Source organism: Paenibacillus sp. JNUCC-31 (assembly GCF_014844075.1).
Taxonomy (GTDB): domain Bacteria; phylum Bacillota; class Bacilli; order Paenibacillales; family Paenibacillaceae; genus Paenibacillus.
Genome location: NZ_CP062165.1, coordinates 6,766,409 through 6,790,961 on the forward strand (window position 1 = coordinate 6,766,409; position 24,553 = coordinate 6,790,961).

Genomic DNA, 24,553 nt, shown 5'->3' on the forward strand with positions numbered 1-24,553 from the left:
GCAGGGACTGTACCACGTTCCTGTCGTTCTTTTTTAAAAGGAGGTGGACAGAGAATGGGCAAATATGTACTCAAGTCATTACTGCAGGTTATTCCGGTTCTGTTCATTGTTTCATTAATCGTATTCATATTGGTCCGCGTCACGGGAGATCCGGTTGCCCTGATGCTGCCGGAAACAGCTACTGCTGAAGACCGGGCTGTGTTGACGCAGGCACTTGGACTGGACCAGCCGTTATACACGCAGTATATCAAGTTCCTGGGCAGTGCCTTGCAGGGGGATTTTGGCCAATCCTTCCGTTATGGAGAGCCGGCCTTACAGCTTGTGCTGGAACGATTGCCGGCAAGTTTTGAACTCGCTGTTGCCGCGATGTTTTTTGCCATTGTCATGGCTATACCGTTGGGTGTTGCCTCAGCTGTTAAACGTAACACGTTTACCGATCTGATCATCTCCGGGATATCGGTAATTGGAAAAGCCATGCCGAACTTCTGGATGGGCATCATGCTGATTTTATTATTTTCGGTTATGTTGGGTGTTCTGCCCGTCTCCGGCCGAGGTGGAATATCACACTTGATATTGCCTGCCTTTACGCTTGGGGTCGGACTGGCTGCTCAGATGACTCGTCTGATTCGCTCCAGCATGCTGGAAATTCTGAGTCAGGATTACATCCGTACGGCACGGAGCAAGGGGCTCGGCCGGATGGTCGTGATTGGCAGACATGCGTTTCGCAATGGCTTGATTCCAGTCGTGACGATTATGAGTTTGCAATTTACAAGCTTGATCGGTGGAACATTGATTACCGAGACCGTATTCTCCTGGCCCGGGCTGGGTCAACTGCTGGTTGTTGCCGTCAACACGCATGACATGGCGATTGTACAGGCTGCTGTTTTTGTCATTGCGTTTATTGTGGTTGTAACCAATATATTGACGGACGTGGCCTACAGGCTGCTTGATCCACGGATTAAATACGATTAGAAGGAGGTGCAATCGATGACAGGCAGCAATGAAATGCCAATGCCGGGTGCAGGACAGGAACATGAGAATTTACGTACACCAACAGGACTTCGCTATATCTGGAATCAACTGATTATCAGCAAAACCGGAATATTTGGCGCTGTGCTCGTTTTGTTGGTTGTATTAATCGCTATTTGTGCACCTCTGTTAACGAGTCATGATCCGGGTGCAGTTAATCCTCTCAATCGTCTTAAACCGCCTGCTTGGCTTGAGGGGGGAACGGCTGAATATTGGCTGGGTACGGATAATCTGGGCAGGGATATGTGGAGCCGAATCGTATATGGTGCGCGGGTATCATTAATCGTGGGCATGGGTGCGGTCATCGTGTCCGGAATCATTGGTGCCATCCTTGGTCTCTTGTCCGGATTTTACGGAAAATGGCTGGATGCAGTTATTATGCGCGTGGGTGATGCATTTATGGCCATCCCTACCATTCTGTTTATGCTCGTTGTAATGGCCATTGTGGGTCCAGGAATTACAACGCTGATTTTGGTTATCGGTGTGACCAACTGGGTTCCTTTCACCCGTGTGGTTCGCAGTGAGGTGCTGAGTATCAAGGAGAGGGACTTTGTTCATGCTGCCAGATCCATCGGTGCCAAGAACGGGAGATTGATTCTGAAGCACATTCTGCCGAATATTTTATCTTCCTTTATCGTGATCTGCGGGATGAATGTCGGGACCACCATCATTATGGAAGCTTCGCTTAGTTTCCTGGGTCTGGGCATCAAGCCGCCTGACATTTCCTGGGGAGGCATGCTCAGTGATGGCAGGCAGTATGTGGCTACAAGCTGGTGGGTGGCAACGTTCCCTGGATTGGCAATAACCCTGACGGTTCTTGGCGTTATTTTCTTGGGAGATTGGCTGCGTGATGTGCTTGATCCACGTACGGATACGAACAAAAAATAATAGAAACGACAGAAAGGAGCCATGGATATGAACCGGAGACCGATCTTACCAGAGGACTTATATCATTATCGCTGGGTAAGTCAGCCTGTGATCAATGTGGATGGTCAGGTGGCGTACGTTGAACAGACCATTGATAAGCAGAAAAATGAGTATCAGACGCAAATTCGGGGCGTTTCTCTGGACGGTAGTGGGGACAAGCCCCTTACAGATGGATTAAAGGATTCTTCTCCTGCCTGGTCACCGGATGGAACCCAGCTCGCTTTTTTACGGTTGGAAAGTGGGGGTAAGGGGTTATGGACTATTTCACCAAATGATACAACTGTTGTAAATCGCATCTCACCTGAGCGTAAGCTATCGCAATTTGTCTGGTCTCCAGATGGAAAATATATTGCATTCACCAGCAAAGTTGTACGAGGGAAAGAAGAGGCGAAGGCTGACGAAGCGTCTAAGACAGGCGAATCATCTAAGGTAAGCCCCTTGAGGGGCAAGGTGTTTGAACGCACAACTCCCAAAGCGGAAGGCTCTGGTTGGTGGGATGGTCTTTATAGCCATTTGTTTGTATATGAGATCGGAAATGGAACCATTACTCAGGTTACGTCCGGACATTGGAATGTTACTGCCCCAGTCTGGTCACCGGACAGTCTGTCCATATCTTTTATTTCAAAGCAAGGGCAGGATGAGGAACTGGACGCTGATCTGTTGTATTTTGCAGATGTACATACCGTGCGGTTGCAAAGCGGCAAGATATGCAAAGTAACAGATTCCACCCTGCTGGTGAGCCAATTCGCGTATTCACCCGACGGACAGCACCTGATCCTGATCGCCAGTGACCGTGAGTATGGCAGTGGGAGTCATAACAGATTATATGAAGTGCCGCTTAGTGGAGGTATTCCAAAGCAGCTTGCATCCGAGATCGATATGCAGTTAGGAAACGCAGCTCTTGGAGACATGAAAGCGGCAAGCCCATCTCCGTCGCCTCTGATGGATCACCGTCTTGCGAAACGTACGGCGTACGTATTGGGGACTCATGGCGGAAGTGTGGATGTGTATCGAATCACCGAGAATGGTCATTGCCAATCAGTGACGGGAAACGGCGAGAAGGATGTGTATCAATATACCCTGTCACCTGATGGTAAGACACTGGTCATTGGCGCATTGACTGAGGATCGTCCCGGGGAACTGTACCGTGTGGATATCGACAGTGGGGATATGATCAGACTGACACAGCGAAACGATGAATTCATCGCAGAACTGCAAGTAAATGTACCTGAACGTGTTGAGTTTACATCATCGGACGGATGGCCGATTCAAGGCTGGTTACTGAAGCCGGTTATGAATGGACCGAACCTGAAAGTACCGATGATTTTACAGATTCATGGTGGGCCTCATGCGATGTATACAGGCACTTTCAGCCACGAAATGCAGACACTTGCTGCACAGGGGTATGCTGTTCTATGGGTAAACCCCCGTGGAAGTATGGGATACGGGCAGGAATTTGCCAGAGCTTGCCGGGGTGATTTTGCCGGGGGAGACTTCCGGGACTTGCTGGAGGCGGTGGATCATGTACTGGCTACAACCGATTTCCTGGATGAAACACGTCTTGGCATAGGTGGTGGCAGTTATGGAGGTGTCATGACCAACTGGATCGTGGCTCATACCAACCGATTCAAAGCGGCGGTAACCCAGCGGTGCATATCCAATTGGTTATCCATGTATGGAACCAGCGATATTGGAATCTCTTATGTGGAGGGAGTTATTGGTGGCAATCCGGCTGAACATGCTGACTTATTGTGGTCCCGTTCACCCCTTGCTCACGCGCACAAGATTGAAACGCCATTACTGATCATGCATGGAGAGCAAGACTATCGTACACCGATCGGACAGGCGGAGGAGTTATATACCACTTTGAAACGATATGGAAAAACGACCAAACTGATTCGATATCCTGGCTCTAATCACTCTCTGCTCAAAAGCGGGAAACCTTCGCTGCGCGTGGATAGCTTTGAACAGGTAAATGCATGGTTTAATCAATACCTCAAAAATGGAGAGAGCGGAGCATGAGTCAAGTTCAACTTTCCATTCCTGTAGCCCTGTTAGTGGAAAATGTACTGACAAGCGGAGAACCGAGTGATGTGATTATTGATTGTTTGCAGAGAAAAGACTTCTCCCTATTGTTATCCAAGATCAAGGAACCGACGATGGATCTGGCGGAGAGACTGGATACAGCAGTTGAAGTGGGAGACAACTGGGAAGAGGCCATACGCAGCGGAGTCTATGAGTTTAAGTTTTTGCATCTGAATGCCTTGAAAAGACTGCTCTATTTCCGCTTTGGCCTCAGGGCAGATGAGGATTATATTCAGGAAGATCTGTCACTGAAACAGGTTCACTTGACCTTGCAAGAGATTAACTTGCTGCAATCGTTGGTTGGCAGACTGTGGACTGTGCAAGAAGAAAAGCAAGATAAAGACCCCTACAAAAACGAATCGTCACGGATCTCTGTTCACATCCGATTGAAGTACTAGCAAAACATATATTGGAGAGCGAAAAGCCGCGAATATCGCGGTTTTTTTATTGTAACTTCTACGTTTTTTTGAAAATAAGATTCTTGACTTTTGCAGGCGTTTAAGCAGGTACTTGACAGCCGTATGGTATATTATAAAAAGTTCTTTAACTGGTGGACACATGATAATTATCAAATGGGGTGTACGTAGTGTATCAATATAAGGATCAGGAATATGAGGCTGTACATTTTGAAGGACGTGATTTGCGTTATGGAGAACTGATCAGTTGTGTTTTCAAACAATGTACCTTTATGAACGCTTCCATGGAAGAAATCGAGACAAGCAACTGCCGTTTTATCGAATGTGACTTTAAAGGTGCATCCATGAATGGCTCTATTCATAGAGAATCGGCTTTTGAGAATTGTTTATTTGGTGGTGCTAATCTCTTCGCTTCCAAATTCAGTTCCTGCAAGATGACTGGGTCGGACTTCTCCGGTGCGCAAATGGATGGAATTACACTAAGTCAAGGCGATTGGTCTTATACGAATCTGAGACATACCCGATTGGGCAAACAGGATTTACGAGGAATTCGTTTCTTTGAAGCCGATTTTACGGATACGGATTTTACCAAAGCGGATTTGAGAGACTGTGATCTCACAAGAGCTATTTTAAGCAGAGCCAAGCTGCAAGGGGCTGATCTTAGAGGGGCTAACCTGGAAGGAATCGATCTGAAATCATTGGATATCAAAGGCGTACGTTTGGATCGCGAACAATCGGTTCTGTTTGTACGTTCTTATGGTGCGAAAGTGGATTAGGTGCATTTGCGTAAAACGCCAAGAACTTCATAAACACCAAGAAACCGCCTCTATGGCGGTTTTTTGGCATTTAGGCGTTCCAGTTCAAGCAAGTTTGCAGGAATAAGAGATATAAACAAGAAGTAGTAAACATACGTTTCTAATAAAAGGAGGCCATTATGACGACCACATTAATTACTATTGTTGCTATTATTGGCTTTGGGCTTATTACAGGCACGATCACTACGATTATGGCATTTAAACTGCTGCGTAACAATCAACAGAAACAGCACCTTCGAAAAAGTATTTTGATGGAGGGAATTCCCGCGGGGGCAGTTATTCATGATATTGTGCAGACTTCATCCAGTATGGATGGAAGGCCGGGAGTGCGTCTGGATTTGACTGTAACTCAAACGGATGGACGCACCTTTCCATCGATTGTGGAGACATATATCCCGGTCACACATATACCCCACTTTCAGAAAGGAAACATCATTAAAGTTAGATACATAGCAGACGGAAATGAACGAAAAGTTGAGGTAGAGGATGCCTATGTTCCTTAGGCTGGTTATCGGAAATCAAATGACTAAATCCCTCGCTTAAACCATAGGATGTGCAAGTCTGTGGAACAGTGTTGCAGTGGACCTGTTTAGTTATTTCGTGAAAAGCAATCCCGATGAATTACAACATCGAGATATACGTAGAAGTATAGTCAGGGTGCTGACCAGTAACCAAAAAGTTGACCAATCAAAAAGGAGGCGTTTTATTGGAATTTATTACAGTTTACGATATGGATCTGAGCGAAGATTGGTCCATGGCGCTTCAAGAATTGCTTGTTGCCAGTTTTCCAGAGGTATATCCCGAAGACAGATTGTTTTTCAAACAAATCCCATTGTGCAGAATATTGGCGTTCAGCCCGGATCATCAATTGATAGGGCATATAGGATTAGACTATAGAGTGATGAATTTAAATGGAAAAGCAGTACGAGTAATGGGCATCATCGATTTATGTGTCTCTACTGCACATCGCTCACAAGGACTCGGTTCCCTGCTGCTTTCTGAAGCGGAAAAACGATCTCAAAAGAATAGTGATTTTGTACTTTTATTTGCGGATCATGAGGAATTGTATAGCAAACATGGATACAAAGCGGTAAGCAATCCATGTAAATGGCTAAAAATTGACCATGAAACTTTAACAACCATCGGAATTGGATGCCAAAAGGTTGAGGGATTAATGATTAAAGAAGTTGGAACCTTGTCATGGAGTGAGGGAGAACTCGATTTCCTGGGCTATTTATACTGACTTCGGGAGAGAATTTCATGAGTTAATAAGGGGGGAATTATGAAGAGTCACTATTCGATTTTCTCATCTTGACCCCTGGTTGTATTCCATGTTAAGTTTTTTGTATCAAATTGTTGAGCTTTAAAAGGGGGATAGCGCGATGACTGAATTAGATGTTGTAGATGTTTATGTGGACCTGTCAACGAACATGAAGACTGACATGGTTCACAACATAACTAATCAGAATCCGGCACTTTATCCTCCTATGCATAGATTCACTTGGCGCCCGAAAGGTATATCGCTAAGTTTCTTTATCGTATAGTCAGGTTGATGTAACGCAAAAAGTACCGGTGAACTGGGGCTTATTTGCGTTTTTTCATCTGAGGATATTCTAATAAATCAGACATGGAGAAGTGTGTCATTCATTCAGGAGCGGATTAAAATTCTGATTATGTTCAAATATAAAGTGAAGGACCATGTCGTGGTTAAATACCCCGCCCGACTAACTTTTATATTTCACATAAAAAGGATGATCCTTATGTCTTTAATCAATGTTACAAACCTGACTTTTGCCTATGATGGCAGTTACGATAACATATTTGAAAATGTGAGTTTTCAGTTGGACTCCGATTGGAAATTGGGTTTTACCGGAAGGAACGGCAGAGGCAAAACAACATTCCTCAATCTGTTGCTCGGTAAATATGAATACAGTGGAAATATCTCTGCGAATGTTAGCTTTGAATACTTTCCCTTTCAGGTGGAGAATAAAGAAGCTATGACTCTCGACGTTATTGAAGAGATTTATCCTGAATATCTGCACTGGCAGCTGGTCCGGGAGCTTAACCTGTTAAAGATTTCGGAAGACGTTCTGTATCGACCTTTCGATTCTTTATCCAATGGAGAACAAACGAAGGTCATGCTGGCTGCTTTGTTCCTGAAGGATAATCGATTTCTGCTTATTGATGAGCCTACCAATCATCTCGACATTCATGCCAGAAAACTCGTCAGTAATTATCTGCGCAGCAAAAGTGGATTTATTTTGGTATCTCATGATCGATCCTTTTTGGATAACAGCGTAGACCACATCCTGTCCATCAATAAAAATAACATCGAGATTCAGAAAGGGAATTTCTCCGCTTGGTGGGAAAACAAACAAAGGCAAGATCAGTTTGAGCTTGCCAGTAATGAGAAATTAATAAAGGACATCAAGCGTCTATCTGACTCGGCCAAACGGACGGGGGGATGGTCGCATGAAGTCGAAAAAACAAAAAATGGCACGAGAAATTCCGGTTCAAAGGTAGATAAAGGCTATATTGGACACAAGGCTGCAAAAATGATGAAACGTTCCAAAAATATAGAGCAGAGACAGCAATCCGCCATCCAAGAAAAGTCCAAATTGCTCAAAAATATTGAAAATGCAGAACGCTTGCAGATTCATCAACTGGATTTTCACAAAAAGGAACTTGTCGAATTGGAACATGTATCGATTGCATACGGATCCAATACGGTGTGTGAGGATATCAGTTTCACAGTTGAAAAAGGGGATCGTATCGCGCTTTACGGTAAAAACGGATCTGGAAAATCAAGCATCCTTAAATTGATTTGTGGTGAAAATATCCCACATACAGGTCATTTTCGAAAGGATCCTCAGCTTAAAATCTCGTATGTCTCACAGGACACGTCTCATCTCGGAGGACAGTTATCGGATTATGCTGTTACGCAGGGAATCGATGAAAGCTTGTTTAAATCGATCCTAAGAAAGCTGGATTTTTCCAGGCTGCAATTGGAGAAAGATATCTCGACGTTTAGCGCTGGCCAAAAAAAGAAAGTGCTGATTGCCAAAAGCCTGAGTGAGCAAGCTCATTTGCACATTTGGGATGAACCACTCAACTTTGTAGATGTCATTTCTCGCATGCAAATCGAAGAGTTGCTGCTGGAGTATTCTCCAACCCTTCTTTTTGTTGAACATGACAGTGAATTTTGCGCAAATATCGCAACGAGGATTATCGAGCTATAAGCAAGGAGAAATGTAATAAATGTGAAGAGCCGCCGAAAGGCGGCTTTTGAGTTTTACAGGGACGATTGTCCATCAGGCATTGGTATTGTGGGGAGTTGTGCTATAATTTTTATAGGCATATCCCATCATTTGATGGATGATTGAATCAATTTATAGAATATACTCCTTAAGAGGTGTGCACACATTGAAAAAAGAAATGACATCGATGAAGCAAACAAGACTTCACTCCATTTTGGACGAAGCGACCAAATTGCTGATTGAAAAGCCGAATGCTTCCATGAATGACATTGCTGATTCAGCAAGAATCGGGATCGCGACACTGCACCGATACGTGGAGAGTCGTGAACAATTAATGGTTCATCTGGGCTTGCGTGCGATTGAGGTCGTAAGTGAGGCCATGCAAAATATTCATCTGGATGAAGAAAACTGTGAATCGTATATTCCCGAGCTGATTGAAGTGCTTATTCCGTTAGGAGATAAAATCTATTTCCTTACCCATGATGCAACCGTTCTTTATAATCCTGAGATTGAAGGAGCAGATTTGAAACTGAGAGAGCCCATTCTGCAGGCCGTCGGTTTGTTGCAGCAAAAGGGATATTTCCGTCAAAATGTGGACAAGAATTGGATTGTAGATGTATTGTATTCGATTTTGTTCCTGACCTGGCAGCAGGTTATAAGTGGTCATATTGCTCGTAAATCGGCAGCTTCATTGGTTGTGGATACATTCTATCATGGCTTCAGAGCCAAATAAGTAGCCGCTAATGTTATGTAATTATGTAATATTGCATTGGAAGCACGTCTGGCAGTCGACCGTGTCCATTGATACGGAAATGACTCTGGGCGTGTTTTTTGTGTGGGAAGCGAATGTAATTGCTCGAAATGGATTACGTTTTCTTCCGGGAACACATTCAAATTTTAACAGAGTTCAGAATTTAAGATTTAAAACTTACAAAAAATGATATAAATTTCTAGTAGATTCAAATCATTACCAAATTAAGACAGTGAATTCTCGACAAGGAGGTCGATAATCTACAAATGACGCAGTACCGTTTTAACCGCTTTTGTACGCATATTCCATCATATCCAACAGGAGGGATTCCATGCTTTACACCATTATTGTGCCAGTCAACCAGGACTATAACATTTTGAACCTGTTCACTGATTCGCTGCTCCGGACGGTAAGTCCATCCACTCAGATTATTTTTATCAACGACGGTTCCGGCTCAGCAGTCTTTCAACATCTGGATAGATTGAAGCAAGAAGTAAGAGAAGGTGTGACCATCGAGATTCTTCAGCATGATTTTCCACTCGGTTGCGCCGTATCGATCAATAGCGCACTAAGTCTTGCCAAAGGGGAATACATTTTCTTCCTGGATTCCGACACGATTCTCCAGCCGGACTGGCAACCGATGATGAAAGAGACACTGGACAGCGATATTACGATTGGCATGATCGGAGGGGTTCTGTTGTATCCGCAGACAGGAGGTGTGCAGCATTGCGGCATTGCTTTTGCGGACACCATCGGCCGGCACCTGTTCCTGAACGCATCGCCTGAAGATATCCCGAAGGACACCTTCTCCGTTCAACTGGTGGTATTCGCGATGTTCGGCATGAAGCGGGAAGTCTATGAGACCATTGGCAATCTGGATGAGAAGTTCTTTAACGGATATGAGGATTTTGATTATCAGATGCGGGCACGAGCGGCCGGATACGATACGGTCATTAACCCCAATATTCAGGCGTATCACTGGGAGCGGAGCAGTGGCATACACCGGAATTTCAACCGAAAAAACAATCTGGCACGTTTCTGGAAAAAATGGGGCGGGGAAATCGAGGCTGATGTTTGGCCATTTGTATTCAGTCATCTGAAGGGGCAGCTGGACCGCCAAAGTGAATACGAACATCTGCCGATCATCGGGATTGACCTTGCGGAAGTTCGCAGTGACGCCGATACGTTCTGGACCAAACTGGAGGAAGCGGGCATTGCACCTGTTGCTGAGGTACGTGACTATTCCAACCGTTTTAACTCTAATGGAGCCATCTGGTTGCCCCAGGTCTTGGGCAAAGAACTGATTCATAGCGAGAACCGTTTATTATTTCTGGTAGACAACTTCGCCCGTTTGCTGGAGAACCGCTACTGGATCGAAATGAGACATGCCCATCGGGCCAAAGATTTGATTATTGATCTGTATGGCAATGTCATTACCATGGATCGCATATATGATGGCTGCTGGCCTGGCACCAAAGTTCGATAACTTATAAACCAAGTAAACAGGGAGGAACCAAAGGTGAATTTAAAAGAGAGCACGCTGGATCGTGCCGTAAGATTTACCCGGAATCTGGAGTGGTTGGAACAGGTCGAAAAGGTCATTCCGAGTGGATGCAGTACGTTGGCTAAAGCACCTGAGCGATTGTTTCCGGGTTACACTCCCGTATGTTGCGCCGAAGCGCGCAATTCCCGTTTTATAGATATCGATGGAAATGAATGGCTGGACTGTGAGATGGCGATGGGTACGGCCCCATGGGGACATGCAAGGCATGAAGTTCAACTGACCGTCATCCATCAGCTGAAAAAAGGTACAAGTTATTCGATCCCTGCTGACATTGAACTTGAATGCGCTGAACTGATTTTGGAGCGATTTGAAGGCCGTTACCCCTCACTGCGATTCACCAAGAGCGGTGCCGATGCAGTCAGTGGAGCCGTACGTCTGGCTCGTGCGGGAAGCGGCAAAAGCAAGGTCATTGCAACTGCCTATCATGGATGGCATGACTGGTCTGCGTATGGTTACTACGGCCGCGAAACGAAAGAGCGAGGCATTCCGGTGGATATTGAGCGTACAACAATATGGGTGGACAAGCCTTCGCCTGAGCGTATTGAGGCCCAAATCACATCCTCTCCCGAGGATATCGCCTGCATTGTTCTGTGTCCGAATGAATGGAAACGTGAACCGTTGGAGAAAGTCGTATCCCTATGCCGTTTATTGGATATTATTGTCATCTTTGATGAAGTAACTTCGGGTATTCGAATGGGTAAGCAGGCTACAGCTGGAGAGTATGACATCTGGCCTGATCTGCTCTGTATCTCCAAAGGTATGGCGAATGGAATGCCCCTTGCAGCCGTGATGGGACCAGAACATTTGATGTCGCTATCAGGACAGGTAAGGTTCAGCAATGCTCATTCCAGTGAGACCACTGCACTCGCGGCAGCCATTGCATGTGAGCGATTGATGAAGAGCGCGAAAGTATGGCCAAGCTGGCGGGAGGCTACCATCCGGATTATGGATCTTATTGAAGCCGAACTTGTACTTCTTGGATTGACGGATCAGTTGGCGTTGAAGGGGACCTATGCGAGTTTCTCGATTCAATCTGTGTCGGAGGATAACTTTCAGACCGATCCATTCCGTGAGTTTATCGTTAAAAGAATGGCCCACTTCGGCATTTTCACCAAAGGATATTTTATTTTCTCAGATGCTCATACCCGGGATGAATTGCTATGGGTAGAGGAGGCTCTTTTGCAGACGCTATCGGATTGGAAAGAGGTATTGAAGCAGCAGCACCTTTCGCAATGAGCTTATCGAAAACGTTTAAAGTATAACCCTGTAAGGGGAACCAATAAGGAGGAGTATTCAATGAAAGCAATCGTATATCAGGATCTCAAACAGGTGACTTATCAGGAGATTGAGGAGCCAACCATTCAAAAGCCAAACCAGGTGAAAATTAAAATCTATGGTTCAGGTATTTGCGGTACAGATCTGAATATTGTCAAAGGCAAAGTGCCTGCAAATAAAGGAACGATTATTGGTCATGAAGGTGTCGGCACCGTAGTTGAGGTGGGCGATGAAGTTCGTGGTTTCAAGATCGGTGATCGGGTATTGGTTGATCCCACGCAATCTTGCGGTACCTGCTCCTATTGCCGCGAAGGTCTGTTCATCTACTGCGAGAATTTTGATGACTATCAAGTAGGCATGACCACTCACGGAACCTTTGCCGAATATTACGTTGGGGACGAGAAGTATATCTATGCCATCCCGGACTCCATGAGCTGGGAAACGGCCATGATGATCGAACCACTGGGATGTGTTCTGCAGACATTCATGAAAGCAGGGACTAAGCCAAGTGACTCTGTACTGGTACTCGGTTCCGGTGCAATCGGTTCCCTGTGTCAGCTTGTGAGCAAACGATTGGCAAGACTTACTGTAGGCACGGAAGTTGATCCATTCCGCAAAGAGTTCGCTTCAGAGATCGCCGACCATGTTTTCTATCCTCAGGAACTGACGCTGGATCAGGTATACGAGATCAATAACAATAAGAAATTTGATATCGTGGTGGATGCTGTCGGGAACCAGCTTCATGTGGGATTTGATCTGATTGCCAAAGGCGGCAGAATCATTCCTATGGGCTATGACGACAGCTATGAAGTGACGTTCAAATCGACACACGTTATTAATGACGGAATTAGCATCATTGGTGCGGTGGCTAATCACTCGATGATCAGTACAGCATTGAAATTTGCACAAAGCATCCCGGAACTGGAGCAAATGGTGACATCCACGGAACTGCTGAGTGACTATGAACAGGCATTTAACGGAACGATTGGTTATCATCTGCGGACTGGGGAGAAACTGCCCATGAATTCGGTTAAAACCGCTTTGATCTTATAAGTATGTAGATATTGGAGGGTTTTCCGCTGCGAAAAGAAGGAATTCGCAGCGGTGAAAACCGCCGCAGAAAGAGGGGGATATGGATTGAAGCTGCTTCAAGATTTGCCGAAAAATCCGCGGTACTCCATTTTACTCGAGCCGGTATGGGCCATTCCAGGAACAATCGTTCTCTTCTATGCTCCCTTATATATGAAGGACGCTGGACTTTCGGATATTGAAATTGGTTTGATCAATTCAGTAAATCTTTACTTTGCCTTTATATTTCAATTGTTTGCAGGCTCCATCACGAATAAGTTGGGGCGTAAGCGAACAACACTGATTTTTGATTTGGTTGCATGGAGTATTCCCATGTTTATCTGGGCTTTTTCCCAAAATTTCTGGTTGTTTCTGATCGCTTACTTACTAAATGCCACTTCCAAATTTGTGACGGTTTCCTTCAACTGTCTAATCATCGAGGATGTTGAGGAACACAAACGATCCAAGGTCTTCGCAATCCTCAACATGATCATTACAGGTGCTGGGGTCCTGACACCTATTGCAGGAGTAGTCATTGCAGACTTTGGTATTGGGCCTACACTCGCCAGTATCTATTTTATCGGGGGAATTCTGATGACCGCCATGTTCTTCATTCGGAATCGGTACACGGATGAGACAGAGGTCGGGAAAGAACTTATGGGAATGCATAGTCAGACTCGCGTGATGCATAGCCTCGCTTCCAGTTTGCGCTTATTCGGCAGATCGTTCTACAAACGGAGACTATTTCCGATTATTTTGATTACGGTGTTGTCCAATCTGATCCTGCAATTGAATTTTTTTCAGGTGATTTTTTTCAAGGAACAGTTAAAGTTTGATGATCGTGTTATCTCGTTTATTCCGGTAGTGACCGCGGTAACCGTCATGCTGCTGTACCTCGTAATCATCCCGCGTCTGAAACGACGCTCGGAAGAGAAGTATGTCGGTTTTTCCATTATACTCAGCACAGCCGGGGCAGTACTGTTTCTTCTGATTCCAGTGGGAAACATAGCGATGCTCTTTCTGACTCTGATCGTGCTCGCGGCAGGCAATTTTATCTTGCAAACGTACCGGGACTCGCTGCTTATGAACCGATTGGGCACGCACGAAAAAGCCGATATGTTCTCGGCAGTACAGACCGTCATGACACTAACAGCTATCCCATCAGGTTATCTGACGGGTCTGCTCTATCACTATAATCCAATGCTATTATTTAGTGTCATTCTTGTACTTTACCTCCTGCTTATGATCATTATGTTATTCCTGCCTGATCCTCAGAAACACTCCCAAGTCATCGAATCCTACAAAAATATGTAGAAGAAGGGGTTTTCTGTATATAGCACGAATATATGATACAGAAAATATCTTGGGAGGCAAAGAGATGACAAACATATTGGCAACAGAAAACAGAAACCAACTGAATTGGATCAATGAGCCGGATACCTGGTCTTATACCGATCAGGGAGGGCTGATTGTGGAAGCACAGGCAGATACAGACTTTTTCCATGATCCAGCGGGTAAACATATCCGTTCAACCGCACCATTTTTTTCGATGCCTGTACCTAACGATTTCGAAATGACGACGCAATTAACCGTGGACATGAAAAACCAATATGATTCCGGATGTTTGATGGTCATGGCGGATGAACGCAACTGGTGCAAACTGTGTTTTGAGTACGATGGAAAAGCAGCTACCATTGTGTCGGTGGTAACCAAAGAAGGCTCCTCCGACGATTGCAATTCTATCGAAGTTTCTGTAGCCAATCCCTATCTGCGCATACGCAAAGTGGAAGACTGCATTTCATTTTTTTATTCATCCGACGGGGATGAGTGGAAACTAATTCGGTATTTCGGCATGCCGATTCAGGGGGAGATTCGGGCTGGAGTAGTTGGACAGTCACCGGCAGGAACAGGATGTACCTGTCACTTTTTATCTATGAATGTGACCCATCCGGACTTGACTGCACGTTTCTAAGCCCATCCCCATGCCGATCCATTGGAGGGAGAAAAGCGGAATGATAAAAGCCTTTATTTTGGATTTTGATGGACTCATTGTGGACACGGAAACTCCCTGGTATTATGCTTTCCGCGATATCTATGAGGAGCATGGAATTGAGCTGGGGCTTGAGCTTTGGTCGAAAAATGTGGGGACATCATTTGAGGAATTCCACCCTTTTCTCTATCTCGAGCAAGCGCTGCAAAGACCAATAGATCACGATCATATCAAGTTGCTATCTGAACAGAAATACGAATCATATCTGGGGCAGGCAGCCATTCTTCCAGGAGTACATGAGTTGCTCCAGTCTGCCAGAAATAAGGGGGTTCAGCTTGCTGTTGCCTCCAGCTCCACTCGGGATTGGGTGCATGGTTATTTGCACAAGCTTGGCATTTTCGAACAATTTACGGTGATCCATACCTCTGAGGACGTCAAGCGGGTCAAACCGGATCCGGAATTGTACCTTCTAACTCTGAAGAGTCTTGGGATCGAAGCGTCCGAAGCGGTAGTGTTCGAAGACTCGCCAAATGGATTAAAGGCAGCCAAAGCGGCGGGTATTCGTTGTGTCATTGTACCAAACGAGGTAACGCGTAATCTGGAATTTACGAAACATGATTTGCGGTTAACCTCGCTGGCAGAGATTACGATGGAAATCCTTTAACCCAGGTACTGTTTACGTAACTCGATAGGGGAGACCCCTTCATATTTTTTGAACACTGATCCAAAGTAACTGGCGCTGTTGAAACCAACCGCCTGGGCTATTTCATGGGCAGTGATGACGTCATCGTGGATGAGCATTTCTTTCGCTTTCAACAATCGATAACGCGTCAGATAATCGAGGGGAGTCATCTGGAATTCTTTTTTGAAAATTCGATTCAAATGCTGTTCCGTGACGTTCATCTGCTGAGCTAACATGGAGAGCGAGATATCCTGATGATAATTTTGTTTGATAAAAGTGACGAGTCCGCCCAGCTTTAATCGGGCATCAGAGCGTTCATAAGCACCATAACGTTCTCCCTCAAGAGTTAACCTGACCAGAAGCATATACAGCAATGCGGATACGTGCCAGATTTGATCCTTGTGCCGGGACTGTAGCGCCAACGTTATTTCATGCAACAGGATATGAAGCATTCCGTCCGGCTTGAAGGCGCGCAGCTCCCCGATCTGCAAGGTATGCAAGAAACGAGGCAATAAATAGCCATTAAAGGAAAGACAATCGAACAATAATGAGTCACTCAGATTGTGGTAACGGTAAGTAACTTCCGGGAACATGATAAGAGCGGTTCCTTCACGAATCGAATATTCATGATCTTTGGCTGCAATTCTCCCAGTTCCTCCGATGCACTGCACAATGCTGTAATCCCGTGAATGGTCATTCCAATTCATCAATTCATCTAAGGTCAGCTGGTTTTTCCCTGTAATCATAAGCGGCATTTCAGTATCCAGCGTTTTCCCCTTGCTAGGTTTCGGCATCGTCGTGTTTTCCTCATTTCGTTAAAGGATCATGTGCGTAAGTAGCGTGGTTACAGCGTTAAGGGAAACCTAAATTGAATTATATTACATAAATAACATTAATTTAAACGGCTATTTCATCCCCAACTCTCTTCCTCGAAAACCTTTTAGGAATACGCGTCTCGATGACGCTGCCTTGCCATGATTATGCAAAGCAGTATAGGCTATAATGGATACAGTGATTTAGGAAAGGAATGCAATCATGAAGAAAGTCATCGTTGTAGGATCAGGAATTCTTGGGGCATCAACAGCCTATCAATTAGCAAAACTCGGAGCAGAGGTTGTTCTTGTTGACCGAAAAGATCAAGGACAGGCTACGGATGCCGCTGCGGGGATTATCTGTCCCTGGTTATCTCAACGGCGCAATCAGAATTGGTATCAGCTCGCCAAGGCAGGTGCTCGTTTTTATCCCGGATTAATAGAACAACTTGAGAGTGAAGGGGAAACGGAAACGGGTTATGCTCGGGTAGGAGCTCTTAGCATTCATACCGATGCGGAGAAACTCAACAAGATGCAGGATCGAGCACATTTGCGTAAAGAAGATGCCCCGGAGATTGGCGATATTACACGTCTGGATAAAAAGGAAACCTGTGAGCGTTTTCCTCTTCTGGAGGAACATTATCAATCGGTAAACATTAGCGGAGCTGCACGCATAGATGGACGTGCGCTGCGCGATGCCTTGATCCGATCTGCGCAGCGCAATGGAGCGGTCTTGATCCACGGGGATGCGACACTTCAATATGAATCAGATCGGGTAACCGGAGTCATTGTGGATGGCAGGAGCATAACCGCTGACGAGGTTGTTGTATGTGCAGGCGCATGGGCCAATGAGCTGTTACAGCCCTTGGGACTGAACTTTAAGGTTCATTTTCAAAAGGCACAAATCATGCATTTGCATGTCTACGATCGGCAGGATACGGGTAGTTGGCCTGTCATTATGCCGCCTTCAGATCAATATCTTTTGGCTTTTGATCAACAGAAAATTGTCATCGGGGCTACCCATGAAAATGATATGGAAAGCTATGATACAAGGATAACGGCAGGTGGCATGCAGGAAGTTTTGAATAAAGGACTGGAACTGGCACCAGGCTTGGCAGATAGCACTTTTCAGGAGGTCAGAGTGGGCTTCCGTCCGTTTACACCCGGTTTTCTGCCGGTGATGGGTACTGTTCCTGGATGGCATGGTCTGATCACGGCTAATGGCCTCGGTGCTTCCGGCTTGACGATGGGGCCATTTATTGGATACCAGCTGGCGAAGTTGGCACTGGGTATGAATTTGGATATGGATCTCCAGCCATATGATATTGGAAAAGCTCTGGAATAAAGGGAAAGAGGTGAACCATGACGTATTCCCAGCGTTTAGCTCACGGCAATTCCTCAGATATCGTATATTTGGAGCATCAGATTGCTATCGCAGAGGAAGAATTGGCAATAGCTGAGGAAAACCTGAAGAATGATGAGGCGGAATTGCGCCAGGTCAGAACAAAAGTAACTTATGATTCGGCGGTAGGTTCGTCGAAGGAAACAAAAATGATGGAGCAGTTAGCACAGGCGCAGAAGACTATCGAACGTATTCGTACCCGCCTTGTGAACTTACAAGAAGATTTAGGGAAGCTGGGCGATTAATGGTGAACATATATGAATGATGCCGGAGAACGAATCCAGTTAAAGTTGTTGAACGTCGAAGACGCGGAAATACTTCTGGATTTGCAGCTACGCAACATGGCTGTATTCGAAGAAATATCGGCAAGCGATCGATCGGATACCTTCTATACACTGGAGGGCCAAGTGGCAATTCTTGAGCGTTGGGCGAAGGCTAGAGAAGAAGAGAAACGGTATTCTTTTGGGATTTTCCTGAAGGCTACACAAGAGCTCATTGGGGAAATCTCTCTGTTTGAACTTGTACTGGATCACACCGACAAATGGATTGTCGGTTATGTATTGGATCAAGGGCATAATGGTAAAGGATATATGAGTGAAGCTCTTCAAATGGTACTGAAGTTTGCTTTTGATGAAGCGGGAATAAAGCGGGTGGAAGCCGGTGCTTTGCCCGACAATATTGGATCGATTCGAGTGCTCCGCAAAGCAGGTTTCCAGGAGATAGGCCGCCAGAACATTAAAATTAAAGGAAAATGGAAAGAACATGTGATGTTTGCAGTGGATTGCCCTGAGAGAGCATAATAAACGGAAATAAAAGCACATTTCAGAATGAGCAAGAAAAAGTGAGGCAAGGAATATTGCTCTAACGGTTGAGAGTAGCGTATTGTCCTTTCCTTTTTTAAACTTGTTTAAAGATACAAAAAAGCGGCGGATTGGACGTAAATCTAAATGTCCTAATCGGCCGCTTGTTGTATAAAGACTCTGACTCCACAGGATGCAAATCCTGTATTTGCGTTTCTTAATTGGTGTTCATGGAGACTTTTTGCCGTACAGGCTGTTTGGAGTCTTCCTCGGTTGCTTGTTTGGTCCGTTTAATGAAGAAAGAAAGCAGCAGTCCGAGAACGGCAATGCCGATAATGACGACATATGCATCATTAATTCCCTGGATCATAGATTCCATTCCCAACTGTTGTTGAGTTAAACCTTTGGCTGCACCGCTTGAAACCATATCCTGTACATGTGCCGTTGTACGACTGGTCATGACACTGACGAGCAATGAAGTACCTACAGCTCCAGCGACCTGTCTGACGGTATTGGATATCGCTGTACCATGTGGCCCAAGTCTTGGTGGCAATTGATTCAAACCTGCCGTTTGGATAGGCATCATGAGCAAGGCCATACCAATTCGGCGACCGGTTGACATTAATACCAGGTACGTATAACTGGTTGAATCCGTAAGGTCGATGAACCCGATGGTGGTTACGATGGTGATAACCATCCCGATAATAGCCAGCCATTTTGCGCCGAAGCGGTCAAACAATCTGCCCGTTACCGGCATCAGGAAGCCCATCACAAGTGCTCCTGGGAGCAACAGTAGTCCAGACTCCAATGCAGTGTATCCGCGCGCATTTTGCAGATATAAAGGAAGCAGCATCATGTCAGCATACATGATCATCGTGATCGCGATATTAATGATCGTGGTCAGAGAGAACATATTATACTTGAAAGCCCGCAGATCGAGCAGGGGAGTTGCAGAAGCGAGCTGTCGCCATGTGAACAGTCCAAGAGCAATGATTCCTGCTGCAAGGCATATGATTACCTCTGCACTTGACCACCCCAGACTTCCTGCCCGGCTAAAGCCGTATAGTAATGCGCCAAATCCAATTGTGGACAGTAACACACTGAGTGAGTCAAACTTGGTACTGACTCGTTCCGATACATTTTTGAGATATACAAACGCAAAGCCAATAACAATAACCGTCAATGGAATCATTCCGTAAAACATGGTTTGCCATGTATAGTTTTCCAGAATATAACCAGCAAGAGTTGGCCCAATCGCTGGAGCGAAAATGATCGCAAAACCGACCATACCCATAGCTGCGCCCCTTTTCTCAGGCGTGAACAAGGTTAGAATGACATGCATCAACAATGGCATGATAATACCAGCACCGGCTGCTTGAACCATACGTCCTGTCAGCAGGGTACCAAAATTACTCGCAAGGGCAGATATAATCGTACCGATGAGGAAAATAAACATGGACGCTTGAAATAATTGTCTTGTCGAAAAGCGTTGCATGAAATAGGCCGTGATGGGAATCAGAACTCCGTTTACCAGCATGTAGCCTGTCGTAAACCATTGGGCTGTTGCTGCTGAGATATTAAAATCACCCATTAGCTCCGGAGTTGCTACACTCATTACGGTTTGGTTCAAAGTGGCAAGAAATGCACCCAAAATCATAATAAACAGTATGGGGCCCTTTTTTACGTTTTCTCTTTCTTTTAAACTAGCCTGGCTCAATCCATTCCATCCTTTCAAACCACACGTGACTAAATTTACAACGTGTTGTATAGTTTACATTGTATTTATTGAATTATATACATATTCCTGAAGATTACAATTTACGATTTTGGGTATTTTCGTTGCTTATTTTACGAAACAATAAAATTTGTCGTTTAATTCGGAAATAAACGACTGATCATTTAAAATTGTAATTTTTAAAATTTGAGGAGTGATTTTGCATGAAAAACGACAAGAAGTCTGCTACAGATCCTCGGATACTTCGTACAAGACAGCTGATTCGGGATGCGTTTGTAGATCTGTTACAAGAAATGGATATCGAGAAATTGTCCGTTAATCGGATTGCGGAACGAGCGACCATTAATCGGGTGACGTTTTACCTTCATTATCGTGACATTACAGATATGATGGAAAAAATGGCTGACGAGATGATCGAACACATTGAACGGATTGTGGACGAACATGCTCCTCCATTGGACGATGCTGCCAAAGACGATGGTTGGCCTGTGCTTGTAAAATTGCTTGAACACTTTGCCGAACATTCGAAGTTCTATAGCGTCGTTCTCGCTTCCAGACGAACCCCCATTTTTACGGAGAGACTCTTGAAATTGCTAACGAAACTTGTTTCAGCCAAGATCGATAGTTTGGAACTGGGAAACTCTCTTGCACAGGCGGGTATTCATAAGGAGATCGCCATCTGGTACAGTTCCTCAGCCCTGATTGGTACCATTGTATCCTGGCTTCGCAATGACATGCCCTATGCTCCGCATTTTCTTGCCAAACAGTTCTCTTTAATTCGTGCTTATTCTTATAATGACTTGATATGATAAAAAAACATCTGTCTATAGTTAGGTTCAACGATAAGCAGATGCGGTTACAACAGATGATAGTATGGCTATTCCCTTGCCCGGGTTCTTAATATCATATACAGTCCGATGAGTGCTGCCAGAAGGCCAAAAATGATGCCTGAAAGTCCATTGTAAAAGGTAGGATCTCCTTTATATGAGAATGACATGATCGCAGTTTGTGTTAATGAAAGTGAGATCAAAGATGAAGAGAAATTCGTCAGTTTGATCGCTTCAATGACCGGTTCATTATTCCGTCTCGCCATGATGGCACCCCCAAGAGAAACGGCGATTTCGGTAAAAGTAACGGCAGCTATGATGAAGGCGACATAGCGAGGGTAGTGTGTTCTGCTGCCATCAACGAACAATAATTTACTGCAATAAATGATGTACACCACACTTGATGCGAACACAATCGTGCCTATAAAGTGATAAGCAGCGTATTGTTTTTTACTGATCTCCTCCGGGCTGGAGTCACCGAGATTCGAGTCTTCATGTGCCTTTGCTGCATAGTACTTGGCAACGGCGATGCCGATATTATAGAAGGCGTTAATACATAAAAAGAAGGAGAGCGAGAAAATTCCCAAGAGTATTTTACCCACTGCGATTAGGGCATTGAGTGGAACGGATAATTTGGCAAAGTAGATAATGCGATTATTTTTAACTTTTAATACGGATTCGCCCGTATTAAATTGACGTATCCAATTCACTGTCTTTCCTCCCAAACGAAACCCGATGTGTTAAGAATGAGTCCAGTGTTCAAGCATACCATACTAAACCATATGGTCCACATATTAAGTTTAGACATCGTTGTACAATCGCAGGAAATGGGGACAGCTATATGTTCACGAGGCAGTGATTCATCGGCACACCTCTCACAAATTGAAGCTGTCCCGTGCCAATCTGGCTGATTTTTGCTTAAGCAGGCCAATGACAATACGTATGACAAAAGGACATGTAAAAGAAAATCATATGAGCTGAGTTTGCGACGAAGAATCGGAAGAGCTTCGGTTTGTGATAGTTGGCTATTTTTATCAAGCGTGGAAAACTGCTGAGCGATAAGCTGCTGCTTCTTGATTAGAAAATCCATTTTATGGTTGGGCAACATTGTGTTTATTCCTGTTATTCAGTAGAATTATTTTTAATTCATATTTTCAAAAGGAGAGCAAATACGTGCTGGAACTCAGCTTTAATGACCCGGAAAAACTGGTAACTGTAACCCACGCCCTGTCGACTCGTTCCCGGATTGACATTCTCCAGCTTTTAAATACCAACAACTTAAACATTATCGAAATTGCCGAAGCACTGGACCTGCCGGTGTCAACGGTAGCCAATCATATTAAAGTGCTGGAGGCAGCCCATTTAATACATACGGAAATGCTCCCGGCTTCTCGCGGAGCCATGAAGGTTTGTAGCCGTAACTATGATGATATTCACATTGCCCTGGATCGGGTTGCATCTTTTCCCAAACGGGATACGAATGTCTATGAGGTCCAGATGCCGATAGGGCACTACAGCGACTGTGAGGTTGCGCCAACATGCGGTATGGCGAGCACGGAGGACATGATTTTGAAGGAAGATGACCCGGCAAGTTTCTATCATCCCAAGCATATTGATGCTCAGATTATCTGGCTGGCAAAAGGGTACCTGGAATATTTGCTTCCGATGGACATTCCGCAAGGCGCCATGATTGAAGCTCTGGAATTGTCCATGGAAATCTGTTCTGAAGTAGCAACCTATAACAATGACTGGCCCTCAGATATTTCCGTTTGGGTTAATGGCACTGAGATCGGGATGTGGACAAGTCCCGGAGATTTGGGTGACCGCCGTGGTAAACTGAATCCGGCATGGTGGTCTGATGGTTCTACACAGTACGGTATTCTCAAAAAATGGCGTGTGGACGACAACAAAACCATGCTGGACGAAGAGAAAATTTCTGATGTGTCCCTGTCTGATCTTCATCTCGAGGAGAAACCCAAATTAAGACTGCGCATTGGAATTCATCCGGATGCCAGACATCAGGGAGGCTTGAATCTGTTTGGCAAGGGGTTTGGTGATCATGAACAGAACATTATTATGCAGGTAAGGTATACGATGAATGCGGGTGATAAGCATGCGAGATATGCCAAATAACAATACCTCATTAATTGTGAGTATCGAGCGTTTTAAACCGAATTTGTTTCATTTGGAGCAGGGCGAAGGTTTATTCAAGTCTCATTCACATGATTATAATGAACTGACACTTATACTGGATGGAGAAGGGTACTACAGTTCACCAGAGCAGAATGTCAAAGTGGGCAAGGGCGACATGATCATGATTCCTCCAGCACTTCATCACGGTTATGTATGCACCGATCCCTGGCAAGGCATTTCCGTGCATTTCTACCATGATCAGTTACCTGTACATTCTCGTTATCTCTTTCACGCGCAGGATCATCAGAGGGATCGCATTCAGACTGCGCACCTCTCTAAGGACAGTCTGCGGTGGGCAGAAGTGAGTTTGTCTCAATTGGAGAAAGAGTGGCGTTCCGACAAAAAAAACATCGATTCCAGTCAATTAATGCGTTTGGCGCTGGAGACCTCACTGTGTCTTTTCCAACAAAATCATTCGCTCGACTCTTCCTATCCTGTTCATCATACGACCGGCCAAGAGATAATTCAGGAAGTGCTAAAAGAGATTCACTCGGCGTATTACACTCCGATTACGGTCAGTGAGTTAGCGTCTCGACATTTTCTGTCCGCCAGTAATCTGCGAAAGAAATTTACGGAAACCGTGGGTGTCTCCCCAAAGCAGTACATCATCAATCTTCGACTAATGGAAGCCAAGCGTCTCTTACAGCAAACCAACAAGGCTGTTGAGATGATCTCATCGGAAGTGGGTTTTACCTCGTCTAGCAGGTTTTATGATTTCTTTGTTAAATCGGTTGGGGTTACTCCGCTGGAATGGCGGATGCAAAACAATTAGTAGCGCTTCAACAGGGAAACCGTCTGCGGACGGTTTTTTTCGACCGACGAAATCGCTTGAAGGTTGTCTTTTTTATCCTTGTATTTAAAGCGTTTTCATAATTGTTTGTAAATATAACCTGCCAGATAATAGAAAATAGTTCGATAAGAAGGG

The 24,553-nt window shown here is 44.9% G+C and carries 24 protein-coding genes; 21 read left to right on the forward strand and 3 right to left on the reverse strand.

Annotated elements, in window-relative coordinates; genetic code table 11:
* The first annotated feature begins 54 nt into the window (after nt 1-54).
* From JNUCC31_RS29745 to JNUCC31_RS29815, 15 genes are all read left to right on the forward strand, one after another.
* Entirely contained in the window at nt 55-972 is a 918-nt protein-coding gene (locus JNUCC31_RS29745) for an ABC transporter permease (protein WP_192266911.1), read from the forward strand.
* A gap of 39 nt (nt 973-1,011) precedes the next feature.
* The gene (locus JNUCC31_RS29750) at nt 1,012-1,917 is read left to right on the forward strand and encodes an ABC transporter permease (protein ID WP_228469795.1); all 906 of its coding nucleotides are present in this window, start codon (nt 1,012-1,014) and stop codon (nt 1,915-1,917) included.
* Between the two features lie 27 nt (nt 1,918-1,944).
* On the forward strand, nt 1,945-3,978 hold the full coding sequence (locus JNUCC31_RS29755; RefSeq protein ID WP_192266913.1) for a S9 family peptidase: 2,034 nt from the start codon (nt 1,945-1,947) through the stop codon (nt 3,976-3,978).
* Nucleotides 3,975-4,439 (forward strand): hypothetical protein, encoded by a 465-nt coding sequence (locus JNUCC31_RS29760; protein ID WP_192266914.1) that lies wholly within the window; start codon nt 3,975-3,977, stop codon nt 4,437-4,439. The genes JNUCC31_RS29755 and JNUCC31_RS29760 overlap by 4 nt, the downstream gene beginning before the upstream one ends.
* A gap of 188 nt (nt 4,440-4,627) precedes the next feature.
* Nucleotides 4,628-5,233, forward strand: a complete 606-nt coding sequence (locus JNUCC31_RS29765) for a pentapeptide repeat-containing protein (protein WP_192266915.1) — start codon at nt 4,628-4,630, stop codon at nt 5,231-5,233.
* A 158-nt stretch (nt 5,234-5,391) separates the two neighbouring features.
* Entirely contained in the window at nt 5,392-5,775 is a 384-nt protein-coding gene (locus JNUCC31_RS29770; protein WP_192266916.1) for a hypothetical protein, read from the forward strand.
* Nucleotides 5,776-5,951: 176 nt separating this feature from the next.
* Nucleotides 5,952-6,515 (forward strand): GNAT family N-acetyltransferase, encoded by a 564-nt coding sequence (locus JNUCC31_RS29775; RefSeq protein ID WP_228469309.1) that lies wholly within the window; start codon nt 5,952-5,954, stop codon nt 6,513-6,515.
* Nucleotides 6,516-7,032: 517 nt separating this feature from the next.
* Nucleotides 7,033-8,511 (forward strand): Lsa family ABC-F type ribosomal protection protein, encoded by a 1,479-nt coding sequence (locus JNUCC31_RS29780; protein ID WP_192266918.1) that lies wholly within the window; start codon nt 7,033-7,035, stop codon nt 8,509-8,511.
* 184 nt (nt 8,512-8,695) lie between these two features.
* On the forward strand, nt 8,696-9,262 hold the full coding sequence (locus tag JNUCC31_RS29785) for a TetR/AcrR family transcriptional regulator (protein ID WP_192266919.1): 567 nt from the start codon (nt 8,696-8,698) through the stop codon (nt 9,260-9,262).
* Between the two features lie 349 nt (nt 9,263-9,611).
* Nucleotides 9,612-10,766 (forward strand): glycosyltransferase family 2 protein, encoded by a 1,155-nt coding sequence (locus tag JNUCC31_RS29790; protein WP_192266920.1) that lies wholly within the window; start codon nt 9,612-9,614, stop codon nt 10,764-10,766.
* Between the two features lie 33 nt (nt 10,767-10,799).
* A complete protein-coding gene (locus JNUCC31_RS29795) occupies nt 10,800-12,080 on the forward strand; it encodes an aminotransferase class III-fold pyridoxal phosphate-dependent enzyme (RefSeq protein ID WP_228469310.1) in 1,281 nt (426 codons plus the stop codon).
* A gap of 60 nt (nt 12,081-12,140) precedes the next feature.
* Nucleotides 12,141-13,172, forward strand: coding sequence for a zinc-dependent alcohol dehydrogenase (locus tag JNUCC31_RS29800; RefSeq protein WP_192266921.1), 1,032 nt, complete (start codon nt 12,141-12,143; stop codon nt 13,170-13,172).
* An 84-nt stretch (nt 13,173-13,256) separates the two neighbouring features.
* Nucleotides 13,257-14,501 (forward strand): MFS transporter, encoded by a 1,245-nt coding sequence (locus tag JNUCC31_RS29805; RefSeq protein ID WP_192266922.1) that lies wholly within the window; start codon nt 13,257-13,259, stop codon nt 14,499-14,501.
* A 64-nt stretch (nt 14,502-14,565) separates the two neighbouring features.
* A complete protein-coding gene (locus tag JNUCC31_RS29810; RefSeq protein WP_192266923.1) occupies nt 14,566-15,159 on the forward strand; it encodes a DUF1349 domain-containing protein in 594 nt (197 codons plus the stop codon).
* A 40-nt stretch (nt 15,160-15,199) separates the two neighbouring features.
* Nucleotides 15,200-15,841 carry an HAD family hydrolase gene (locus tag JNUCC31_RS29815; protein WP_192266924.1) on the forward strand — a complete coding sequence of 214 codons (642 nt, stop codon included), beginning with the start codon at nt 15,200-15,202 and terminating at the stop codon, nt 15,839-15,841.
* Here JNUCC31_RS29815 and JNUCC31_RS29820 read toward each other — a convergent pair.
* Nucleotides 15,838-16,653, reverse strand: coding sequence for a helix-turn-helix transcriptional regulator (locus tag JNUCC31_RS29820; RefSeq protein ID WP_192266925.1), 816 nt, complete (start codon nt 16,651-16,653; stop codon nt 15,838-15,840). The two genes, JNUCC31_RS29815 and JNUCC31_RS29820, sit on opposite strands and share 4 nt — an antisense overlap.
* A gap of 241 nt (nt 16,654-16,894) precedes the next feature.
* Between JNUCC31_RS29820 and JNUCC31_RS29825 the strand changes: the two genes are divergently transcribed.
* From JNUCC31_RS29825 to JNUCC31_RS29835, 3 genes are read left to right on the forward strand one after another with little or no spacing between them, the layout of a single operon-like run.
* On the forward strand, nt 16,895-18,016 hold the full coding sequence (locus tag JNUCC31_RS29825; protein WP_192266926.1) for an NAD(P)/FAD-dependent oxidoreductase: 1,122 nt from the start codon (nt 16,895-16,897) through the stop codon (nt 18,014-18,016).
* A 17-nt stretch (nt 18,017-18,033) separates the two neighbouring features.
* Nucleotides 18,034-18,318, forward strand: a complete 285-nt coding sequence (locus JNUCC31_RS29830; RefSeq protein ID WP_192266927.1) for a hypothetical protein — start codon at nt 18,034-18,036, stop codon at nt 18,316-18,318.
* Nucleotides 18,319-18,330: 12 nt separating this feature from the next.
* Nucleotides 18,331-18,873: a GNAT family N-acetyltransferase gene (locus JNUCC31_RS29835; RefSeq protein WP_192266928.1), complete on the forward strand. Its 543-nt coding sequence runs from the start codon at nt 18,331-18,333 to the stop codon at nt 18,871-18,873.
* A 217-nt stretch (nt 18,874-19,090) separates the two neighbouring features.
* On the opposite strand, the gene JNUCC31_RS29840 is transcribed toward JNUCC31_RS29835, so the two are convergent.
* Nucleotides 19,091-20,530, reverse strand: a complete 1,440-nt coding sequence (locus JNUCC31_RS29840) for a DHA2 family efflux MFS transporter permease subunit (protein WP_192273444.1) — start codon at nt 20,528-20,530, stop codon at nt 19,091-19,093.
* Nucleotides 20,531-20,811: 281 nt separating this feature from the next.
* On the opposite strand from JNUCC31_RS29840, the gene JNUCC31_RS29845 reads away from it, so the two are divergent.
* The gene (locus tag JNUCC31_RS29845) at nt 20,812-21,417 is read left to right on the forward strand and encodes a TetR/AcrR family transcriptional regulator (protein WP_192266929.1); all 606 of its coding nucleotides are present in this window, start codon (nt 20,812-20,814) and stop codon (nt 21,415-21,417) included.
* A gap of 68 nt (nt 21,418-21,485) precedes the next feature.
* On the opposite strand, the gene JNUCC31_RS29850 is transcribed toward JNUCC31_RS29845, so the two are convergent.
* Nucleotides 21,486-22,145, reverse strand: coding sequence for a hypothetical protein (locus tag JNUCC31_RS29850; protein WP_192266930.1), 660 nt, complete (start codon nt 22,143-22,145; stop codon nt 21,486-21,488).
* 463 nt (nt 22,146-22,608) lie between these two features.
* On the opposite strand from JNUCC31_RS29850, the gene JNUCC31_RS29855 reads away from it, so the two are divergent.
* The gene (locus tag JNUCC31_RS29855) at nt 22,609-23,568 is read left to right on the forward strand and encodes an ArsR/SmtB family transcription factor (protein WP_192266931.1); all 960 of its coding nucleotides are present in this window, start codon (nt 22,609-22,611) and stop codon (nt 23,566-23,568) included.
* On the forward strand, nt 23,558-24,400 hold the full coding sequence (locus JNUCC31_RS29860; RefSeq protein WP_192273446.1) for a helix-turn-helix transcriptional regulator: 843 nt from the start codon (nt 23,558-23,560) through the stop codon (nt 24,398-24,400). Before JNUCC31_RS29855 ends, JNUCC31_RS29860 begins: the two co-directional genes overlap by 11 nt.
* Nucleotides 24,401-24,553: the final 153 nt, after the last annotated feature.